16 protein-coding genes are annotated in these 20937 nt (G+C 42.7%); 5 read left to right on the top strand and 11 right to left on the bottom strand.

Features of this window, described 5'->3' with window-relative positions; all coding sequences use genetic code 11:
* Positions 1-334 precede the first annotated feature (334 nt).
* The 9 genes from K1X61_02970 to K1X61_02930 all read right to left on the bottom strand — a co-directional run bounded on the left by K1X61_02970 (position 335) and on the right by K1X61_02930 (position 12586).
* On the bottom strand, positions 335-799 hold the full coding sequence (locus K1X61_02970) for a hypothetical protein (GenBank protein MBX7107588.1): 465 nt from the start codon (positions 797-799) through the stop codon (positions 335-337).
* A 54-nt stretch (positions 800-853) separates the two neighbouring features.
* A complete protein-coding gene (locus K1X61_02965) occupies positions 854-1066 on the bottom strand; it encodes a hypothetical protein (protein ID MBX7107587.1) in 213 nt (70 codons plus the stop codon).
* Between the two features lie 11 nt (positions 1067-1077).
* Positions 1078-2370, bottom strand: coding sequence for a hypothetical protein (locus K1X61_02960; GenBank protein ID MBX7107586.1), 1293 nt, complete (start codon positions 2368-2370; stop codon positions 1078-1080).
* 46 nt (positions 2371-2416) lie between these two features.
* On the bottom strand, positions 2417-2986 hold the full coding sequence (locus K1X61_02955) for a hypothetical protein (GenBank protein ID MBX7107585.1): 570 nt from the start codon (positions 2984-2986) through the stop codon (positions 2417-2419).
* Positions 2983-6255, bottom strand: coding sequence for an Eco57I restriction-modification methylase domain-containing protein (locus K1X61_02950; protein ID MBX7107584.1), 3273 nt, complete (start codon positions 6253-6255; stop codon positions 2983-2985). Before K1X61_02950 ends, K1X61_02955 begins: the two co-directional genes overlap by 4 nt.
* 9 nt (positions 6256-6264) lie before the next feature.
* On the bottom strand, positions 6265-9612 hold the full coding sequence (locus K1X61_02945; protein ID MBX7107583.1) for a DEAD/DEAH box helicase family protein: 3348 nt from the start codon (positions 9610-9612) through the stop codon (positions 6265-6267).
* Positions 9613-9898: 286 nt separating this feature from the next.
* Positions 9899-10240, bottom strand: a complete 342-nt coding sequence (locus K1X61_02940) for a hypothetical protein (protein ID MBX7107582.1) — start codon at positions 10238-10240, stop codon at positions 9899-9901.
* A gap of 270 nt (positions 10241-10510) precedes the next feature.
* Positions 10511-10840 carry a hypothetical protein gene (locus K1X61_02935; GenBank protein ID MBX7107581.1) on the bottom strand — a complete coding sequence of 110 codons (330 nt, stop codon included), beginning with the start codon at positions 10838-10840 and terminating at the stop codon, positions 10511-10513.
* Positions 10841-11011: 171 nt separating this feature from the next.
* A complete protein-coding gene (locus K1X61_02930) occupies positions 11012-12586 on the bottom strand; it encodes a T9SS type A sorting domain-containing protein (GenBank protein ID MBX7107580.1) in 1575 nt (524 codons plus the stop codon).
* Between the two features lie 408 nt (positions 12587-12994).
* Here K1X61_02930 and K1X61_02925 point away from each other — a divergent pair, with 408 nt between their 5' ends.
* A complete protein-coding gene (locus K1X61_02925) occupies positions 12995-13546 on the top strand; it encodes a cupin domain-containing protein (GenBank protein MBX7107579.1) in 552 nt (183 codons plus the stop codon).
* Positions 13547-13826: 280 nt separating this feature from the next.
* On the opposite strand, the gene K1X61_02920 is transcribed toward K1X61_02925, so the two are convergent.
* Positions 13827-16484: a T9SS type A sorting domain-containing protein gene (locus K1X61_02920; protein MBX7107578.1), complete on the bottom strand. Its 2658-nt coding sequence runs from the start codon at positions 16482-16484 to the stop codon at positions 13827-13829.
* 170 nt (positions 16485-16654) lie between these two features.
* On the opposite strand from K1X61_02920, the gene K1X61_02915 reads away from it, so the two are divergent.
* From K1X61_02915 to lhgO, 4 genes are read left to right on the top strand one after another with little or no spacing between them, the layout of a single operon-like run.
* Positions 16655-17080: a VOC family protein gene (locus tag K1X61_02915; GenBank protein ID MBX7107577.1), complete on the top strand. Its 426-nt coding sequence runs from the start codon at positions 16655-16657 to the stop codon at positions 17078-17080.
* Between the two features lie 23 nt (positions 17081-17103).
* A complete protein-coding gene (locus K1X61_02910) occupies positions 17104-17673 on the top strand; it encodes a dihydrofolate reductase family protein (GenBank protein ID MBX7107576.1) in 570 nt (189 codons plus the stop codon).
* Positions 17674-17685: 12 nt separating this feature from the next.
* Complete coding sequence (locus tag K1X61_02905) at positions 17686-18192, top strand: GNAT family N-acetyltransferase (GenBank protein ID MBX7107575.1); 507 nt, start codon at positions 17686-17688, stop codon at positions 18190-18192.
* A gap of 34 nt (positions 18193-18226) precedes the next feature.
* The gene (lhgO, locus tag K1X61_02900; GenBank protein ID MBX7107574.1) at positions 18227-19465 is read left to right on the top strand and encodes an L-2-hydroxyglutarate oxidase; all 1239 of its coding nucleotides are present in this window, start codon (positions 18227-18229) and stop codon (positions 19463-19465) included.
* Positions 19466-19547: 82 nt separating this feature from the next.
* Here lhgO and K1X61_02895 read toward each other — a convergent pair whose 3' ends face one another.
* On the bottom strand, positions 19548-20726 hold the full coding sequence (locus K1X61_02895; protein ID MBX7107573.1) for a T9SS type A sorting domain-containing protein: 1179 nt from the start codon (positions 20724-20726) through the stop codon (positions 19548-19550).
* Between the last annotated feature and the right edge of the window lie 211 nt (positions 20727-20937).

The raw sequence follows: 20937 nt of genomic DNA, 5'->3' as shown, positions 1-20937 counted from the left end.
GTCAACCTGCACGAAAGTTTGATTTGAAAACTGAACTTGATTTAACCACTGAACCGCCAATTTCATAAACCCCTTGTTACCAGATGCCCTTCTGCCTGTCTGAAGATGTGTCGTGTCGATGCCGCACACACCGTCGGAGAAGAGATTTAGATTAGAAGCAGAACTTGCCCTGATTACTGTAAGCCCATGCGTTAGCGAAAATAATTTCTTAAAAAAAGAAGGGTTGGCCAAAATTTTTCTTGGGCGGGAGAAGAAAATACTCTCTTAAAAAAAATGCTTTCAGTTTTGGCTTGTGCGTTTTTTAAGAGTGTGCTTGGAATGTGCGTTGGTTATTTCAAGAGATGTAATTTATTTTCTTATCTGATTCTTTCAACTGCTTTTTCAAATTTCCTTCTTCGCTTGCGTAACCGACTGTGATGTTGTCTGCAAGTTCAATCATCATTTTGTTTCTTGTTGCTGCGGTTTTTTCTGTTACCCGTTTTACTTTTTCATTAAACGGAGTTACGATTAACATTCTGCCCTGCTCAATTGGTTTCTGAAATTCTTCTTCCACTTTTTTTTTCATTCCTCTTGCCAGTGCAACAATTATCGGCTGATTGCCTTTGAGTAAATAATGCAAAACATCTTTTTCTAATTGCGAATGAAAACCACTGATGATGCAATTACCTTTCTCTCTTTGCTCAATTGCCCAATCGTAACACTTCAATACAACTGATGCAGGAACTTTTCGGCTGCACAAAAAAGCTGTCTTGTGCTGCTTTAGAATTTCTTTGTTACCAATTTGATTTGATATTTCCATCGTAAATAAAAAAGGTCGGGTGAACCGACCTTCAAAAATAATTATTTGAGAGAATCATTTCTTCGCCTTTGCCTGAAATTGCTTTTTTGCTTCTTCAAACTGATGCCTTACAACTTCAATCAAACGGTCTGAAACAATGTCAGCAATTTCATCTGGAGACATTCCCTGTTTGATTTCTTTTGGTTTGTCAGAATGTTGTTTGAATGCAGAAAGAATATTTCTCTCTGAATTGAAACTCTGATTTTCGTCTGCATGAAATGTTATCAAGTTCATATTGTTTATGTATTAAAGTAGTTGTCTAAAAAATGCTGATTCAATTCTTGTCTAAAGTAGTGTTTTCTTTTTATCCAAATGAAACCATCTCCCTTTGAAATTATCGCAACATCCACTGGACCTCCTACACTTTCTTCTGCAAAGGTAATTCTTCTTTTTAGGTAGGTCAAGTAGATTAAACTCTCTGCCATTTCTGCAAGGTCTTCTTTTGAGAGATTGCTCACTGCATTCATCAACGGGTCAATGTAGTTGGAACGCTTTGTCTCATTGTTCTTTGCTGCATATGCTTCTGCAAGTGCATTTACATCAAGTCCTTGAATTTGGGCAGCAAGTTCTGGGTTTGCATCTCCGATTATTCCCAGGATTTCCTGATTGTATTTTGTAAAAGCAGAAACGAAATTTTTCAAATAAGTATTGTCTAATGTCGGGTCAATTCCTGTGAGGATAGTATCAATCACATCTGTTTGTGCAAATGGTCTGATTGCTCCTTGTGCTAAGTTTGAAATGGATGCTTCGTTATTTGTGTCGGCAAAATACCTGAGTCGTTGCTGAACAGCAAGTGAAATGTTTACAGGTAACAACTGCGGATAAATTTCTTCTTCGCCAAAACCTACAAACACAAGTCCTGTAAAATTCGTGAACGCTTCTTTTCGCCTGAGATACTGATGCAAGATGCTTTTGAATTTGGTAATCAGTTCTGGTGGAAGTACAAATCCGTTGTTTGTAAATTCTTGTGATATCACTTCAGCATACAAATCATCAGCAAAGGCACTGAAATTTTCCAAAGTATAATTTTCAAACTCTTCACAAATTTCAAGGTTCGTTTCAAGTTGCTGAGTTACTTCATCTGCTTTCGCATCAAGCAAGTCAATAATCTGCTGTTGATTTTCATATGTGGGGTTTTGTAAAAGATTTCGGTGTGCTCTCACTGCATCTTTTGTAATCACATCAATCATTGAAAAGCAAAAACTGAAAAGAAAATTTTTCTGAGTCGCTTCATCTGAAAATAAATTCTTCTCATGGAGAAATTGAATGAAATCATCTTGATACGCTTTTACTGTGGGGAATGAATCTTTGCCCAACTTTTTCCTGTATGTTTTGATGATTGTTTCCCATGGTGTTGCCATGAACGAAGCCGAATTGTAAAGCATCACTCCAACAGGATGATATTTTGAAAGAGTAAAAACCTTGTTGGCTCTGTTAAATATTTTTCGGTTGTTGCTGCCTGAAATGGTAACAGCACTGTCCGCTGCAAGTGCAACTGCCTGTTTGTTTAATATGCCTACTACTGCTGTCATTTATTTTGCAAGATTAATCAATTAAAATATTGTGTCGTGAATTTCATCACGAATTTTTTACCATCTTATACAAATCTTCCAATGCATAATCATTAAAATATTCCTGCTCTGCTTTTGCAAAGTCCTTTACTCTTGTTGCATCTAATTGCGAAATAGTGTCAACTGCTTCATCAAAGCCAAAGTTGTTTTCAAATTCATAGAAACCTTCTACCTCATAATTTTTACTCACCAGAAGCAAATGCAAGTGTGTTTGGTTTGCCAACTTTCTCCAAGGTTCAATCATTGTTGGTCTTGAAATGTCAAGTGGCTTATCAAAAATTACGAACGATTGGTTTACATCATTTGCCTGTGCAACCCAAAAGATGAAACTGTAAACAGGTCCAAAATTAGTATTGACTGCAACACTGCTTGTTAAAAAACGAAACGGCTCAACTGCTCTCAAATCATGAATGAAATCTGTTGGGTCAAAAATGATGAGCACAACTTCTTCGCCTACATTTTTATCAAGCACCAAACTCAAATAATAAATTCCTACTACCTCCATAAAACCTTTAGGCGGTGGTGGCATTACAAGATTGGTAACACCATGAATCCATTTGTTGTTGTGCTTACTCATTCTTCTTCTCCGTTTTCTGATTCCTTGCCCATTCTGTATTTAATATCATAGTTAATTATAAAGTCAAGTTCTTCGTCAGTAAATCCATAATGTTCCGCAAGCACTTCGTCAATTTTGTCAATGATTGATTTTGATTTCTTAATGTAGAAGTATTGCTTCTCCATTTTAAAAGTTCTGCCTTTAGCAGAATAGTTTCTCAAATTTACTGTGCTATTTTCTTGTAGGTCTTTTTGCAACTCCTTGCCAAACTTTGCTAATTTCTTTCTTGATGCATCGTTTAGTTTTTCAAGGTTAAAAGGAAATTCAAAATCACGACTATTAATTACTTGACAACTTGACCATGTTATGTAATGAATAAAATAAGCTGTGGAAGAAAGCAGTGAAACCAAAATGTATTTCAAATCATCACTTTCAACATAAACAGGTTTCATTTCACCTGTAGTAGTTTGTTTTCCATCTTCTCTAAATATTGGTGCTTTCTCAAGAATTTTCACCCAATACAGCACTGCTCTGAAATAAAAAAATTTGTGTGAATTCGGTTGATTCAAGAAATAGTTTTTAATGGTGGATTTTCCAGATTCCTTTTTCAGTTTAGTATTGATTGTGTAAAATATTTCTGATGGAATTTTAGGAATAGTTCCGCTTTGAATTATTTCAGTTGCGTTGCGATAAGTCAAATTTTCAAATAGAGAATCTCTATAATCGTTATACCATTTGTGATAAATAGTTGTCATTACATTCTTCTTCTCACTCTTTGATGAAAGTACAATTGCAAGCAACATATTTGCACCTTCAAAAAGTTTAGCTGGTCTCCAAGCGTAATTGCTAATCCAAGTATTTTTTTCTTTGGTAATAATCTTTTGAAGTGGTTCTAATTTGTCTGCTGAAATACTGCTGTTGGGAATTATCATTCCAAATCTCCCAGTGGTGTTCATTATTTTGAATGACCTTTCACAACAGAAGGCATAAAGATTAGCACAAGTCAAAGTGTCGTAACCTTTGACTTTATATTGATATGATGCAGCGGTGTAAACAACATAAGGCGGATTTCCAATTATAATATTAAAGCCCTTGTTGCCGCTTACAATTTCATAGAACTCCGCAAACCAATGAAAGGGCTGGTAACTCTCTAACCATTTTTCAAATTTCAATCCTTCGGCTTGTTTGTGTAAAAGCAAATTTAATTCGTGGTTTAATTCCTTCAATCGTCTTTGCAAATCATCTTTTGCTTTTTTGAATGCCTTGTAATCATCACCATAAGAAAGTTGAATTTCTTTGTATCGTGAAAATGCTTTTGCAACCACATCACATTTTTCTTCAATCACTGGTTGTGCAAGCACACCGTCAAGGGTATAAGCCAAACCTTTTGTCAGTTCTGCTTCTGTTGCAAAACCAACCAAAGTATTTCCGCTGCGAATATTAAAATCAATATCGGGCAATGGTTCTAAACCCAAATTGGGTTTGCGGTAATTAGCTTCAACGGTTGCAACCAACTTTAAAAACAAACGAAGTTTGGCAATCTCAACGGCTTCTTTCATGATGTCCACTCCGTAAAGATTCCGAAGGATAATATTTTTGTAAATGAAGTATTGCAGGTTCGGGTGTTCGTGTGCTGTTACCTGTGCAATGGTTTCTTCAAAGAATTTATATTTTCCTTTGGGTGCATCACTCACAAAGTTTTGCATACGCTGTATGCACTGCTCATAAAGTTCTTCCAGAATATTCATTGCAGCAAACAGAAATGCACCACTGCCACAAGTAGGGTCAATGATGGTAACGCTGTTGAGTGCTTTGTAAAATGCTTTTAAAAATTCAGGGTCGTTGGTGTTGGCAATGCTGTCAATAGCAAACTGCCGAATGTTTAAGTTGTAAGTAATAAAATCATTGATGGCTGTTACTTCGCTTTTTTCAATCTTGTTTTTTATTTCGGTGTAGCGGTTTCTGCGGTCAACTACTTCTCTCCAAATTTCTGTTGGCAATGAAAAATTTTCCGGTGCGGGTTTGTTCCATTCGGTTCGTGCCGAAATGTTTTTTATTCCGTCTGCAATTTCTTTCGGAAGTTTTTCTTCTGCTCCTTTTTTTACTGCATCGTAAATGTATTTGTCGCTGCTCTCTTTTACTGCTTTCCAAATTTCAGCATCAGCATTAAATGCTTTTGGTTGCTGCCGTTTTGTTTCGTCAAACAAAAAAGGAAGAATGCAATTCTTGCTGATGTAATCGGTAATATCTTCCTTGGTGTAATAAGCACCCATGTCGGCACGGTCGTTAATATATTTTTCAAAGATGTAACCAATCACATCGGGGTTAATGTCTTTGCCGCTTGCGGTGTGCCGTGTGTCCAAGTGCCATTCGTATTGGTCAAAGAATTCAAATATTTTTTCAAATGCTTTGTCGTCAATTTCAATTTTGCTGTGGTTCTTTTCCAGTTCGTGTTCGTCAAACAAACCACCATTGAGGTAAGGAATTTTTCCGATTTCATCTGTCAGCTTTTTGCTGTGGTCGGGTGCTCCCAAACCATCATGAAATAAATGCAGCAAAAAGTTTCGGTAGAAAGAATAGAATTTGTCCTTGCCTTTTTTCTTCTGACACTCTTTGAGTTTATCACTCAAATAATTTTTGTTGTTGTCTAAGAAACCTTTCTTCTGAATGAAGTAGCAAAACATCAGTCGGTTCAGCATGAGCGAAGCATACCACTCCTGATTTACTTTTTCATCAATGCCTTTTATGAACTTCAAAAAAGAAGTGTGCTGCTGTTTGAACTTGTCGTAAAACTGTTTGGTAACTCTCTCGTTGTTCTGATGAAAATTTTCTGTTACCCGTTTTGTTACATCAATAATGTTGATGTGTTCTTCTTCATCCAGTTCAAAGAAAATTCCTGCGGCTCGCTGATAAAGCAGTTCGGGGTCTTGCGAAATATGGTAACGGGTTTCGGTTATTTTGCTTGGTTTGCCTGTGTGCCTCACTACCAACTGCCAAATCTGTTCTTGTTTTTTTGCATCGGTGAAAATGAGCAGATGTTCTTGAAAAGATTTGGTAACTTTTGTTTCAATTTTTTTTCGTGTGCTGTAATCAGGAATGTTTTTGTCGGTGGTGTTGCACAACAATATTTTGAAGCCGCTTTTTCTTGCAACTGCTTTCAGTTCGTAACTGATTGCATCAACAACAATGGGAGTGGTGGTGGTATCGTTGTCCCAACCCATTTCATTAAACATTTCACGAAAGCGAAACTGTTTTATGTAGTCAGAAAATTCTTGTTTGGAAATTGCCATCGGAAATAATTAGTTGTTGGTTAAGCCAAGTGAACAAATAATATGTGGTTCTTTCAGCGGTTGTTCATCAGGATTTACAATGCAGAGTTTATCTTCATCTCTCAATGAAACAACTAATGATGCCAGCTCATCATCACCGATTCCCGATTTCAAATGTCTGTTGATGGTGTCCTTTGCAAATTCTTTCATCGGGAAATTTAAAATATCATCCACTGCTTTTTTCAATGCCTCGTTCACAAACAATGTTCCTTCGTTTTCATCGCAAAAGTTTTTCAGTCGTGTGTAGGTTTTGTATTTCACGCCTGTCTTTTTTCCCAATGAACTTCCAGTGTTCCGTTCATCTTCACGAATGAAATCAATTCCTGTTTTTACAATTTCGTGGTGGTTCTCCAATTTGTATTTCGGTTCTGTTTCTTTGGTGCATTCAGCCGCTTTCAAAATGGTGAGTTGCGATTGGGTTAAAATATTTCCCTTGTTGCTCAGCCATGCAAGCACATCATTTTCTTCGTGTGTCCGTGTGTAGATTATGACACCTTCCTTCTCGGGTTCAAATGTGTTATGCTTGGTTGCGTAAACCACATTGGGCAAATCGGGAATTAATTTTTTGAGAGAAGCATCTTCTTTAATTGCGTTTGCCCAAATCTGAAAAGCATAAGAAGATAAATCAACTTCAGTGTCGGTTTCATCTTCGTCCAACATTCCGCTTTTCTCATTGTATAAATCTGCAATGTTGATGGGGTCTCCATCAAAAAAAACTTCATCGCTTCCAACTACTTCTGCATTTTGTCCGATGCGGTTTCTTAATCTACCTCTCAAATTAATGATGCGTTCAATTCCATCTTCAGGTAAAAAAGAATAACACAAAATCTTTTCTGCTTTCTGTCCGATACGGTCAACCCGTCCTGCACGCTGTATGAGGCGAATGATTGCCCAAGGCAAATCGTAATTGAGAACAATGTGTGCATCCTGCAAGTTTTGTCCTTCACTCAACACATCGGTTGCAATTAAAACTCTGAGGTCTTGATTGGTTTGTTTCTTATTGCTGATTGGACTGAAACGATTTGCAAGTGCAGTAGGGTTTTCGTTGTCTCCTGTTACACATTCCATTTTTGTGATTCCTCTTTCTTTCAAATTTTCGGAGAGATAATTTGCAGTGTCGGCAAATTGTGTGAACACCAAAACTTTTTCGTTCTTGTGTTTTTTAGAAAGCAATTCGTAAAGTGCATTTAGTTTTCTGTCCTGTTCTGCTGTCCACTCTTTTCCGATTTTCAGAATCTCAATAATTTTATTTCCATCGCTGATTAAAGTTTGTGTAAGTGTGTTTGAAAAAAAATCTGCTCTTATCCAGTCAAATTGTTTTTCCATTGCAGGACTCTTGAATGCTTGGTAAAGCTTTGCAGCGTTCTGCAAATAGGTTTCGGGATTCAGAATTAATTTGAGTTCATTCTCATTTCCGTCTGTGTCGCTGTCTTCTAAAAACTCATCCAAGTTTTGAGAAATGTTTTTTCCAATGGGCAACGGCAAATTATTTTCTATAGCATAAGCGAAAACATAATTCCGCAAGATGTGTCTGCTTAACGAAAGCAGAAAAGAATATCCACTGCTCTCTAATCGTTTGAAGAGATTTGTTCTGCAAAATCCCATCAGGCGTTTACCTGCCCGTGAAAGATTTGCCATGATTACTTTTTCTTTTTCAGTTGGATTTGCTGATGGTGCTTTCTCCAAATAATTTTTTAGTCCATATCGTGCAAGTTCAAGTTTGTTGATGCTGTCAACTATGTTTTGAGAATAGAGCTTAGCGTAAATATCTTTTTTGTTGTCGGGGTCAAATTCAAATTCAACTTTCTTCGGAACTCTTTCGGGGAATGCTTCAAAATGTCCGTCAGGAAATTTCAATCCGATTTTTCCTGTTGCTGTGTCAGTGATTCCATAATTGTTTTTTATGAAACTTCTTGTTCTGCGAACCATATACAAACGCATCAACTCTCTCCAGTCGTCAGAAAATAAACTCCACTCAAATGCTTTAATACTTCGGATAAAAGTTTCAGAATGTTTTTCCATAAACTTTACTTGTCCGCCTAAATCACTGATGTATCTCTCTGGGCTGATGCCTAAATCTTTGTCGTCCTGAATAAATAAGCGAAGCTGATTTGACAAATCAATAAACGATTTGTTGTAAGGAGTTGCTGAAAGCAAAATCACTTTGCTTTCGTTTTCGTCCAGATAATTTTTGATTGCTCTGTAACGGCTTCCCTGGTCGTTTCGCAAGTTGTGGCTTTCATCTATGATTACTAAGCGAAATCTTTTCAAGTCACCCAACTGCGATTGAACTGAACCGACTGAAAGCACTTGTGCTTTCAGGTCGTATCGTTCAATGTAATCTTTCCACATCGGAATAATATTCGGTGGGCAAATGATGAGAGTAGAGTAGAAGTAGTTTTCCTCAAACATTTTTGCCAATGCACAAGCGGTAATTGTTTTTCCTAATCCCACTACATCACCAATGAAAACTCCGTCACGCTTGTCTAATTTCTTTGCTGCAATTTTTACTGCCGCTTGCTGAAAGTCCAAAAGTTCTTTCTGAAAAATTGCAGGCAAACTGTATTCATTCAAACCTGCTCTTGCCTCTTGTGAAAGATGATAAGCCATCTTCAAATAAATATGGTAAGGCGAAAGTAAACGGTCTGCTGCCCAACTGTTGTCTATGATTTCAATTAACTCCTGTGTGATGTCAATGCACCAACGGTCGTTCCATCTATCGTCAAACCATTCTGAAAGTTTGATTGCTGCATCTTGCTCCAACACATCAACATTCAGTTCGCCTTGTTTTGAAAGTCCTGATAATGTAAGGTTGCTGCTGCCAACAAAACCTTCCACTCGGCTGCGTTCTTTCTGATAGCACAAATAAAGTTTCGCATGAAGTGCATGTCGCAAGTGAAGTTTGACAACAACTTTGTTGTCCTTCATTTGCTGACTGAGTTTCCGCAATGCTTTTTCGTCAGCATCAGTTGGTGTTCCAACTGTCAACTGCTCTTTGAATTGTTGTGCTAACTTTTTTTTCAGTGGTGGAATGTCGCCTTGTTGTAAATCAACTTCGTCATCACGCTTTGCAAAATGTTCACGAATACTTTCAAGCGGAGATTTGTTCATGCCTACAAGCAAGCGGCAATATCTGTGAACATCGGTTGTTTTTTCAACAACTGTGTCGCCTTCTAAACTGTCAACCTTTTCAGCAACCTGTTTCCAACCGCTTAAATAAAAATAACCAACACAAAAGTCCGTTCGCTTTGAATGCTGCATGGATTCGTTAAGTCCGTGCGTTAAATGGTTCTTTATGTTGTCGTAAATCTTTGGCATATGCTTCCTCTAAATTATTGTTTTTAAAAAAGTATTCAAAGGTAGGATTTGGATAGAACAAAGCGTTGGAGAAAGCACTCTTTCATTTTTTTTCTGGGTTGGGTTTTAGTGCGGTTGCAAAAAAAATGAAAATGTGTTTTGAGCGTTGAGTGGGAGGGATTTTTACGAATTTATTTTTTGAAGCGTTGGCATTAGAACAGTGTCGGTTGTGGTCCATGTGCGTCAAAAAAAGTTTGTTCAATGCTCGTCAGTTGGAAGTTGCTTGGGCGTCATAGGGTTTCCGGTATCATGGATCTTGACACATGTCTGCTACATCCGTGTGATCGCCGGAAATATAATTTACCGGCTTGCCGTCTTCACCGAAATACAGCACAGCCGAAACAATGATATTGCCATTGGTGAAGGTACCGCGTACGGTGCTGTCATGCAGCATAGCCCGGTGAATCCTTTGGTCAATTAAGGTGGCAGGTGCCGGCAGGCACATGTCATTAAAAAGTGTAGCAGTTTCTGCTTTATTCATGGTGTCGCCTTCCTGATGCAAGACCGTGAAAAATCCCAAAAGCCTGATGTTTATTGTGGCAGTGCCGGCTGCATGGTGATGATAGCCATATACCGGAAGGCCCGGCATGCCTGCTCGCATAAAAGACAAACGTGAAGGATGCGTGAAAAAATTATGCTGTACGGAGGTGAACGGGAAATAGCTTTTTCCTTTGCGCGCATTTCACCATCAGATTCAATACGGGCATTCTTCACCTTTGGCTTGTTCACAACACCGGCATGCCGCAGGCAGCCTTGCACAGGTGCGGGTAATGTCTGAAGGTCAGCTTACGTCAGTACGGATGATAGAACAGCTGAAGATTGCTGAAGCTCAGCGTTGACATCACTGTGAAACTGATTTTCAAAAATCCGTCCCGGCAAGTAATGCGGCCAGAAGAATGATCACATTCGCTGCTGTTCCAAACTTTGCATCTTTCCAGGCATTGAAGATCAACAGCTGTGAAAGCAGCGCAGCCGGCACAGCGGTGATCCACCAATGCTGCATGCCGGCCAGTACGCTGATGGATGAAATGATCATTAACAACGCCGTCAGCAACCATAATAAACCTGCACCTTTTGATATGCCGGACTGGATGGCAGCGACTTTTGCGATGCCTGTTCCTTTCGCAAAGCCTGCCAGGTGAATGCAGCCATGTATAAAAAGCAGGAATGAAAAAAGACAAGTGATCATGATATGATGCTTGTTTTGTACAGCGTTTCAGCGAAGCGGAACTTTAGTACTGATTCGATGGGTGCAATTACAGGTTAATGCATGGTATATGGATGCCTTACCCGGTACTCATCATTTTCGCGCCCTGATCATCAACCAAAATCAGGAGGCACCGCCAACAGCATTTTCACCTTATTGAACTTCAATTTTTTGAACCAATGATTCACCATCAATACTCAGCCGCAACAGGTAAATTCCTGCGGGCTGTTTCACTTTATCAAGGAGCAGGCAGTGTGTGCCTGCAGCTAAATTTTCATGCAGTAACCGTTGAATTTCTCTACCTGTTAAGTCATAAAGCGACAATTCCACCACGCTCTTCCTTTTCAGGGAAAATGAAACGGTGGACGCATTACTGAGTGGATTGGGATACACCAGCAGGCTGCCGGTCGTTAAAGATGGCTCACTGATACCGGTTACAGCGTCAAGCCGTACGATCCAGACATCAGTGTAGCCATGATTGCCTGCAACATTACCGTTGAATGATGAAGTTGATCCTGCCAGCACATAGCCGGCATCAGCGGTTTGCACAGCGGAAGTTGCATTATCCATATCGGTTCCGCCATAGCAACCTTGCCACTCCATACTGCCTTCTGCTGATAACTTCACCAGCCAGTAATCCTGTGAGCCGTGATTCCCTGTAACATCGCCATCACTGGAAATGGAATTGCCTGCAACGATAAATCCGCCATCATTTGCCGGACTTACAGCCCATGCTTCGTCATCTCCGCTGCCGCCGAGCGATTGTTGCCATAAAATATTGCCGGTTGCATCGGTGCGTACCGTCCAGTAGTCGTAGGATCCGTGATTCCCGGTTACATCACCACTGTTCGATCCGGAATAGCCGGTGAAGACATATCCATTTTCACCGGCCTGGCTGATGGAATGCAAGCCATCGTTGTCCGCACCGCCATAAGTTTTCTGCCATTCCATATTGCCGCTGTTATCGAGTTTCACCAGCCAGTAATCTTCTGCACCGTGTTGCAGGGTTACATCACCATTGGATGATGCGGTAGTGCCGGCCATCATAAAACCATCTTCGGGAATTACAAGAATTGAGTAGGCCCTATCCTGCATGCTGCCGCCCAGGCTTTTTTGCCATTGCAGGTTGCCTTCGTTGTCAATTTTAATAACCCAGCAATCCAGGTCACCATGATTCACGGTAACATCACCATCAGCTGAAGCTGAATAGCCGGCAGCAATGTAACCGTCATCGCCCGATTGCTGAATGGCAAACAGTCCATCATAGTTGCTGCCACCATATGCATGTTGCCAGGTGATGTTACCGGAAGCATCCAGTTTTACCACCCATGCATCTTCAGATCCATGATTGCCTGTTACATCACCATCAACGGATGTGGTAAGGCCGGCCGCTATAAATCCACCGTCCGTTGTCTGCTGAACTGAAAATGCATAGTCATATCCGTTACCTCCCAGTGTTTTTTGCCATTCGATATTGCCTGCGGAAGAAAGCCTTATCATCCAGTAATCCTCGGCATCGTGCTTGCCGGTTACATCACCATCCACAGAACCGGCTATTCCGGCGATGATAAATCCACCGCCGGCTGTTTGTTGAATAAAGTATCCATAGTCATTACCGCTGCCACCGAGACATTTTTGCCAGTCAATGACCGGCGCCTGTGCAATACTATGCACGGCATTGATCGCTGCAAAAGCCAGCATGATCAACAATGAAAAAGTATATTTCATACAATTTCAATTTGCTCAATAATAATTTACCGGCGATATCATCATTGATTATCGCCAATGTAAAATTAGAACCGGCGGCTTTTACCAGGTATGATTTATATCAAGGTATGCGCGGTGTTGCTGTTTTGAATCCGCGGAAATTTATCCGAAACTGTTGCAGTATACAGGGCATTGTGATGCTTCAATGCTGAACGACCGGAAATTAGCCAATGATGATATTGGTGCCAGCTGTGATTGGATATGAAAGGATGCCGAAACAAGTTCGCCAGGAAGTCCGGTTAGTTGATATGATGACAGCGCAGAAAATAGGTTAGCTGCACTGATATCGCGACTGTGCAAACATCAGCAGGCAGTGCAAAACGAACAGACAAAAAACTAAATTTGTAACCTAAACAGATGCATTGAAAGATGGCTTTTAAGAACAAACAAATCAGTAATCCAAAAACAGGACAGGACATTAAGTTTCTGCAAACTGCTAAAGACACTGATGGAAAAATGTTAGAGATGGAGGCAACGTACAATTCTCACTCTAAAGAACCTGCGGCACACTATCATCCATTCCAGGTTGAGGATTTCACAGTTTTATCAGGACAACTAACGGTTCGTATGGACGGACAACTAAAGATTTTAATACAAGGTGACACTTTGCATATTCCAATAAACAAAGTTCACTCGATGTGGAACGACACAGATGGAAAGACGATAGTAAATTGGAAAGTTCAGCCGGCAATGGACACCGACAACTTATTAGAAACGGCAACCGGACTTGCAATAGATGGCAAGACAAATGACGATGGAATGCCAAACATTTTACAAGTTGCATTAATGGCAAATAAATATTCCGATGTGTTCCGACTTTCTAAGCCACCCTTTGCAGTTCAAAAAATTCTGTTCATTATCCTGACACCATTTTCATATTTATTCGGTTACAGACCTACTTACAAAAAATATCTTGACTGATATTCACAAGCCACAACAAAGTGTGTTCGGACTTCGGGCTGACGAGCTTCATTCGAACAGTTTTACAGCCGCTAATAAGGGGTTGGCAATAGCGGGGGTTCCGTGCTTCGCAGACACATTTGTGCAAGCTGGAAGTTCAATTCTCCGAATGAAGTTTAGTGCTAATAAAGCCCGCCATCGCAAACCCCCGAAACGTTCTACGCAGCAGCGGTTATCCTGCATTAATTTCAGCACCTGAAACAAACAACGTAATGACTGAAATCATTTACGCTATTCCGCTTTACTGCTCAATCACCAGCTTCTCCAACGCCTTCATTCCGTTGCCCGACAGATACAGGAAATACAAACCTGCCGGCACTTGTTGCAGTGAAATTTCTGTTTTTGATATGAATTCAGTTTGCAGCAATACTTCACCGATAACATTTCTCAATGTAAGATTCACCGGCCCTGTATAATTGCGCAGCCACAGCGTTACTTTTTCGCTTGCAGGATTAGGGAAAAGTGCAACATAGAAATCATGCTGTTGTTCCGGCAAGGCCGTATAATAACTGCATGCCGTGGTATCCGTGCAGTTGCCATTGGTAAATACAGCAGCGAAATTGCCGGCGAAACCCGGCACAAAAACCGGCTGATCGGCATCCGGCACGGGCAAGCCACTTTCACAAAAGATCCATTGCACGCTTCCATTGCCCGTGGCAAAAAGTGTATCATTGGATATTGTCACCGAAGCATTGATAACGGTAGCGGTGAGGTGAAGCGTTACCGTAGAGTCGCAACCGTTACTGCCGGCAACGGTGAATGAATAGTCGCCTCCGGCATCGAGTTCCGTACCGTTGAACAGTATCGTTTCGCCTTCACAGATACTGTCATAGAATTCTGTGAGCTGTAAGGGTAAAACCTGCAGTGTAAGCGTTATCGTTGAATCACATCCGTTAACGGAATGGAGTTGTGCTATATAAGTGCCTTCCGTGGAGATTTCAGCTCCGTTAAAAAAGTAAGTGCTGCCTTCGCAGATGGTGGCTTCCAGCAAGGTATCATAGCCGGGCAGCATGCTAAGCATCAGGGTTACCGTTGAATCGCAGCCGGTGATGGCAAACAGATCCGCGGTATAAGTTCCTGCTTCCGTAATTTCCAAACCGTTGAAAAGATAGGTGCTGCCTTCACAGATGCTGTCATACACAATGACATCATAACGCTGATACATACCAAGCGATAAGGTAATAGCAGAATCACAGCCATTCTCCGCCGGAAGGTGTGCTGTATAAATGCCGGCCGAGTCCAGCACGCTGCCTTGAAAAAGATATACATCGCCTTCACAAAAAGTATCGGTCAGCAGCGTAACGGAATTTGGCAGTACGGAAAGATTTGTTGTGACAATGGAGTCACACCCTTTCGGCGTCAACAGGTTATCAATGTAGGTGCCCGGCGTTTTCTGGTAAGCACCACCTGCGAAAATGCTGTCACCCGAACAAATAGCAGTATTGACTTCAGCATACCGCGTAAGACATACACTCATCTGCTGCACGAAGCAATCGCTTGTGCCTAATGAGGAGGCTAAGTTGAAGACAGGCGTTCCTGGATTGAAATCGATGGTTTGTTCAAATGCACCTGCCAGTGTGATGCGGCCTTCATCATCAGCATGAATAGAATGACCTATGGACGATGACAGTGTGCTGCCGAATCCATAGGCATTCACAAAGTTGCCTCCACTGTCAAGCCGCAGGTAAAAAATACTGCTGATGCCCGGATCAGTGAGGTTGAAAACGCCGGCGCCGGGATCGAAATCAACGGTGCCTGAAAATGCACCACTGATATAATAATCTCCGTATGAAGCGACATCCAGTTCACCGGCTTGTTCATTAAAGGTACCTCCTGCTGAAACAGCCCATTGCAAACTGCCGTCGCCGCCATGCAGTCGCAGCGCGAACAAATCGTAACCGCCATGGCTGATAAGATTAAACGTTCCGGAACCCGGATCAAAATCCATGGTGCCCTGAAAGACACCGCTCACGCCAATGCTTCCGTTGTTGCCGATATCAATGGAGTTAACCCATTCATCTTGTTCCCCGCTGAATACATCAACCCATCCGTAATTACCGTCTGCATCGAGCTGCAGCAAAAACGCATCAGACCCGAAGGCGAAAGCCGACATGGATTGTGTGCCGTTTCCAGGATCAAAATCGCAGGTGCCCCAGAATTCGCCGCCGGTGATCACATTGCCCAGGTCGTCCACATCAAGGTCGAATGACAAGGTGGAGGAAGAGCCGCTGATGGATTTAGCCCATACGAAATTTCCGTTATCATCGAGCTTGAGGATAAAGGTGGCATCTGGTCCGGTTGCAGTCAGGTTGTAAATGCCGGTTCCGGGATTAAAATCCACGGTGCCCTGGAAATATCCCGTTGCATAAATGAATCCGTCTTTCTCCGTAAGGCCGGTAATATAGTCAGTGCCGGTGCCACCGAATTTCGCGGCCCAGCCATAATTGCCATTGGCAGAATAAGCTGCAATAAAGGCATCATCAATGCCGGCAGATACCAGGTTATGCGTTGCAGGCGACGGATCGAAGTCAACGGTGTTTTGAAATTTGCCTCCGGTATAAACGGTATTGTTGCCGCCGATGCAGATATTTGTACCGGATTCCGAACCGGTGCTGCCTACACGCTTGGCCCATTCAAATCCGCCTGTTGGGTCTAACTTACAGATGAAGTTGTCGGTCAGTCCTGCCGATGTAAGGAAAAAAGTAGCTGTTGAAGGATTGAAATCAACCAGTCCCCAGAAACTGCCAATTTCATAGATGTTACCTGCTGTGTCTTCTGCAACCTGGAATACACTTTCAAAATCAGTGCCGCTCTGCTTAATCGCCCATTCAAAATCCTGCGCAAAAAGCTTTGAGGAAATAAAGGGCAACAGGGTGATCAAAAGTAAAAATCGAATCATATATGATGTTTCTGTTGGTAAAATTAATAGAAATCAATTTTTGACAAATTTAAGTCATCTTGCGTATGCATGACCGTGGCAGTTGTTTGCAGGTGAATAGGTGATGTTTGTCCTGCATGCTGCCACAGCTTGCATTGCTTCCGGATTGTATTCATCAACATCTCCATAAAATGCGACAACAACTGAGCATCATTACCCTGGGCGTAGATGACCTGCACCGTTCACTGAATTTTTACGAGCAGGGGCTGGGCTGGAAAAGGTCAGCGGCAAGCAACGACAACATTTGCTTCTTCCCGGCGGGCGGCATCGTTCTGGCCCTTTATCCGCGCGTGTTGCTGGCGGAAGATGCGATGGTGGATGCTGCAGGCAGTGGATTTACAGGCATTACCATCGCGTACAATGCAACATCAGCATCGGAAGTAGATGAGGTAATGAAGCAGGTTGCATCGCTGGGAGCTACCATTGTTAAACCCGCGCAGAAAGTTTTCTGGGGCGGTTACAGCGGTTATTTCAAAGACCCTGACGGACACCTGTTTGAAGTTGCCTTTAATCCTTTCTGGGAAATGGACCAGCAAGGCAATCTCATGCTTCCCTGAAACAAAGCAATGCATTTGCCACAATGAATGTCAAGCTGATGCCCCGCAGAAAAGTACTGCTTTACATTGCCATGAGCCTGGATGGCCGCATAGCAAAACCTGATGGTGATATTCGCTTTCTGGAAACGGTGGAGCAGCCGGGAGAAGATTATGGTTATGCGGCATTCGTTGCAAGTATAGATACTGTAATCTGGGGAAGGAAAACTTATGATAAAGTGCAGACATTCGGTACAGCAATTCCTCATGCGGATAAGCGAATTTTTGTGATCACCCGGACTTCCCGTCCGGCAACCGGCAACATCACGTTCTATTCCGGCAATCTGAAAAAACTGATTGCTGAACTGAAAGATGCGGAAGGAAAACATATTTACATTGACGGCGGCGCCGAGCTGGTGAGTGCATTGCTGAAGGAAGAACTGATTGATGAGCTGTATATTTCCATTATCTCGGTGGTGCTGGGTGAAGGCATACTTTTATTCAAAGACGGATTGCCGGAAATGCCGTTAAAGCTGTTGTCGGCGAAGACATTTGAGAAAGGCCTTACACAACTGCATTATGAAGTGGTTCGTACAAATGAAGACAGCAACGCCTGATTTTCTCAAAACATGGATGATATCAAAACAGATCGCCTCTTGCTTTGCCATCTGACCACAGCGGATGCACCTTTTATCTTTGAATTGTTGAACACACCCGGATGGCTGCAGTTTATCGGCGACCGCGGCATTAAGTCGGAGGAAGACGCAATCAATTACATATTGAACGGGCCGGTGAAGAGTTACGCCGAGAATGGCTTCGGCCTGATGCTGGTGAAACTAAAAGATGACGGCACCCCGCTTGGTATCTGCGGGCTTATCAGGCGTCCTGCGCTGGATGATGTGGATATAGGCTTTGCCTTTCTTGAAAGACACACCGGAAAAGGGTATGCTGCAGAAGCCGCCTCCGCTACCTTAAATTATGGATGGCAGGTGCTCGGGCTAAAACGTATCGTTGCCATCACTACGGCGGATAACCTCCACTCGATACGTTTGCTGGAAAAGACGGGGATGCATTTTGAAAAGAAGATGTTCATGGTAGGAGATGCAGAAGAACTGTTGCTATTTGCCATTCCATAATTTATTCAATCAAAAAAAATCCGTCTGATTACATTTGCCAAAAATCTCGGCATTGGAAAATAACCGGTTCGACATCATCATCATAGGCGGAGGCATTGTAGGGCTGGCCGCCGCATATAAGATCAACAAAAGATATCCGTCAAAAAAAATACTGGTGCTGGAGAAAGAAGCTGCAGTTGCAGCGCATCAGACCGGTCATAACTCCGGGGTTATTCATTCCGGCATGTACTACAAGCCGGGCTCCTACAAAGCAAAAAACTGTGTGGATGGCAGGCGGGAGCTCGTGGCTTTCGCGAAGGAGCACCATATCAAACATGAAATCTGCGGAAAGATAGTGGTAGCTACCGAATCGGCTGAGTTGGCGCACATGAACAAGGTTTTTAACAATGGGCTTGCCAATGGCGTGGAAGGCATTGAGAAAATTACTGCGGCGCAGATCCGTGATATTGAGCCGTATTGCACCGGCATTGAAGGTTTGTGGGTTCCGTGTACCGGCATTATTGATTATGCCGAAGTATCACGCAAATACGTAGAGCTGATTCATGCATCATTTGCCGGCAGCCGTGTACTGACAGGCCATGAAGCAACCGCATTTGAAAAGCATGATGGCACTACGGATGTGATTACGCCGAAAGGAAAATTCACGGCAAACTATATCATCACTTGTGCCGGCCTGCAAAGTGACCGTATTGCAAGAAAGGAAGGAGCGAAGATCAATACAGCCATCGTCGGTTTTCGCGGCGACTACTACGACCTGACGGAAAAGGGAATGAAGAAGGTCCGTAACCTGATCTATCCGGTTCCGAATCCGAAGTACCCGTTTCTCGGTGTTCATTTCACACGCATGATTCATGGTGGCACAGAATGCGGGCCTAATGCCGTGTTTGTTTTTAAACGCGAAGGATATGGTAAAACTGATTTTTCACTGAAGGATACAGCGGAAGCCTTTTCATTCGGCGGAACCTGGAAGTTCTTTGCTAAAAATATCAGCTTCGGACTGGATGAATACCGCGGCGCATTCTCCAAGAAATTTTTCCTGAAGCGATTGCGCAAACTCATCCCTGATCTGCAGTCTGATGATCTTCAGCCCGGTCGTGCCGGCGTGCGCGCCATGGCACTCGCGCCGGAAGGTGAGATGATTGATGATTTTAAAATTGAGGTGAATGGAAACACCATTCATGTGTTGAATGCGCCTTCACCTGCTGCCACAGCTTCACTGGCTATCGGTACCGCCATCGAAGGGATGGCCACGGAACACTTTCAGCTTGCCTGAGTCTTTCTGCCCGCTTCCTTTCGCATGGCTGAACAATGTATCACGTGATTTTTATGACGCCATACGTGCTTGGCATCATCCTTTATTGTTTTAGCAGTTTAAATGTTTTCACGAAAAGATCATCCTTCGCTTTTAAAAGGTACCAGCCATTTTCGAGCAGTGAAAAATCCTGCGCCTCCACATGCCTTCCTGCCCAGATTATCTGTCCTGTTTCATTCACCAGTTCATATTGCTCTCCGCCTTTCGCATGCAGCACATGAATGTTGGCGCTGAATTGGGTCGGATAAATGATAAGCCCGTCGTCATGCAGGCCGGCTGTTCCGGTATTCAGCAGGCTAACACATGCAGAAGTATCACTGCAGAATTCATTGGAAACAATTACGGCATAGCTGCCGTTGGGATCAGGTGTATAGTATTGATCCGTTGCGCCGGCAACAGGCTGAAAACCGTTGTCGCAGTCGAGCCATTGATAACTGGCGAATGTGGAATTAGTAGCGAGTGATGCATCACCCACGATGACGGTAAGATCCAGATTGCACCAGCTGATTTTACAATAACCATTTGAGCCAATTGCAGGAGGGCCGCTGTTGCCATTGCCACCGCCACCACCGCCTCCGTAACTTGCACCTGCTACCGAAGGATTGCTGACGTTACAGAAAGCATCAATAAAACCGGCGCCTTTTCCGCCATTGCCTCCGGGTGCTCCGCCACTGATGCCGCCGGCACCGCCGGGTGTAAGACAGTTGCTGCCATTCCATACTATAGTATTACCGCCATTGCTGCCATTGGCTGCCGCACCGGCAGCACCACCGCCACCGCCACCGAAGTAAGTCCAGTAGCCACCGCCGCCTGCACCACCACTCCTGTTGGAAATGTTACCACCTGATCCCATGCCGCCTGCACCGCCGCCGCCGAGGTTCGGGTTGGAAACGGAAAATCCGTTCTCTCCGCCTGAGGCGGCTATCAGCTGATCCACACTCGTTGTTCCTTCAGCACTTCCATTTCCACCGATGCCAACAGTAATGTTCAGCACACTCAGTGGTGATACCGTGAATTCACCACTTGCATAACCGCCACCGCCACCACCGCCGCCGCCATTGATGCCGCCGGTTCCACCTGCGCCTACCACTTCTATGGTGATGGCGGAAACATTTTCAGGAACAGTAAACGTGCCTGATGCGGTAAAAACCTGTACGCCGCTTTGAGCTGCCGCTGCTATCGCAGCAGACACGAATAACAGGAGTGCTATTGCTTTTTTCATGGGTGAATCCGCTATTAAGGAACGGCATGCTGCAATTTAAGGAATATTCATTGCCGTGAGCTGACTTCATGACTTTGAATTGTTATGAAGTTGTGTGAGCATAGAAAGTGGTATGCAGTCCTAAAAAATGTTTCCGAGGAAGCATAGCAAACAATACATGGTCAATGCATAATCATCATGCTATGTCATTCATAAAATCAAACGTTTCATA

It is taken from the genome of Chitinophagales bacterium (assembly GCA_019694975.1).
Taxonomy (GTDB): domain Bacteria; phylum Bacteroidota; class Bacteroidia; order Chitinophagales; family UBA10324; genus JACCZZ01.
This window is presented reverse-complemented; position numbering and strand designations above follow the sequence as displayed.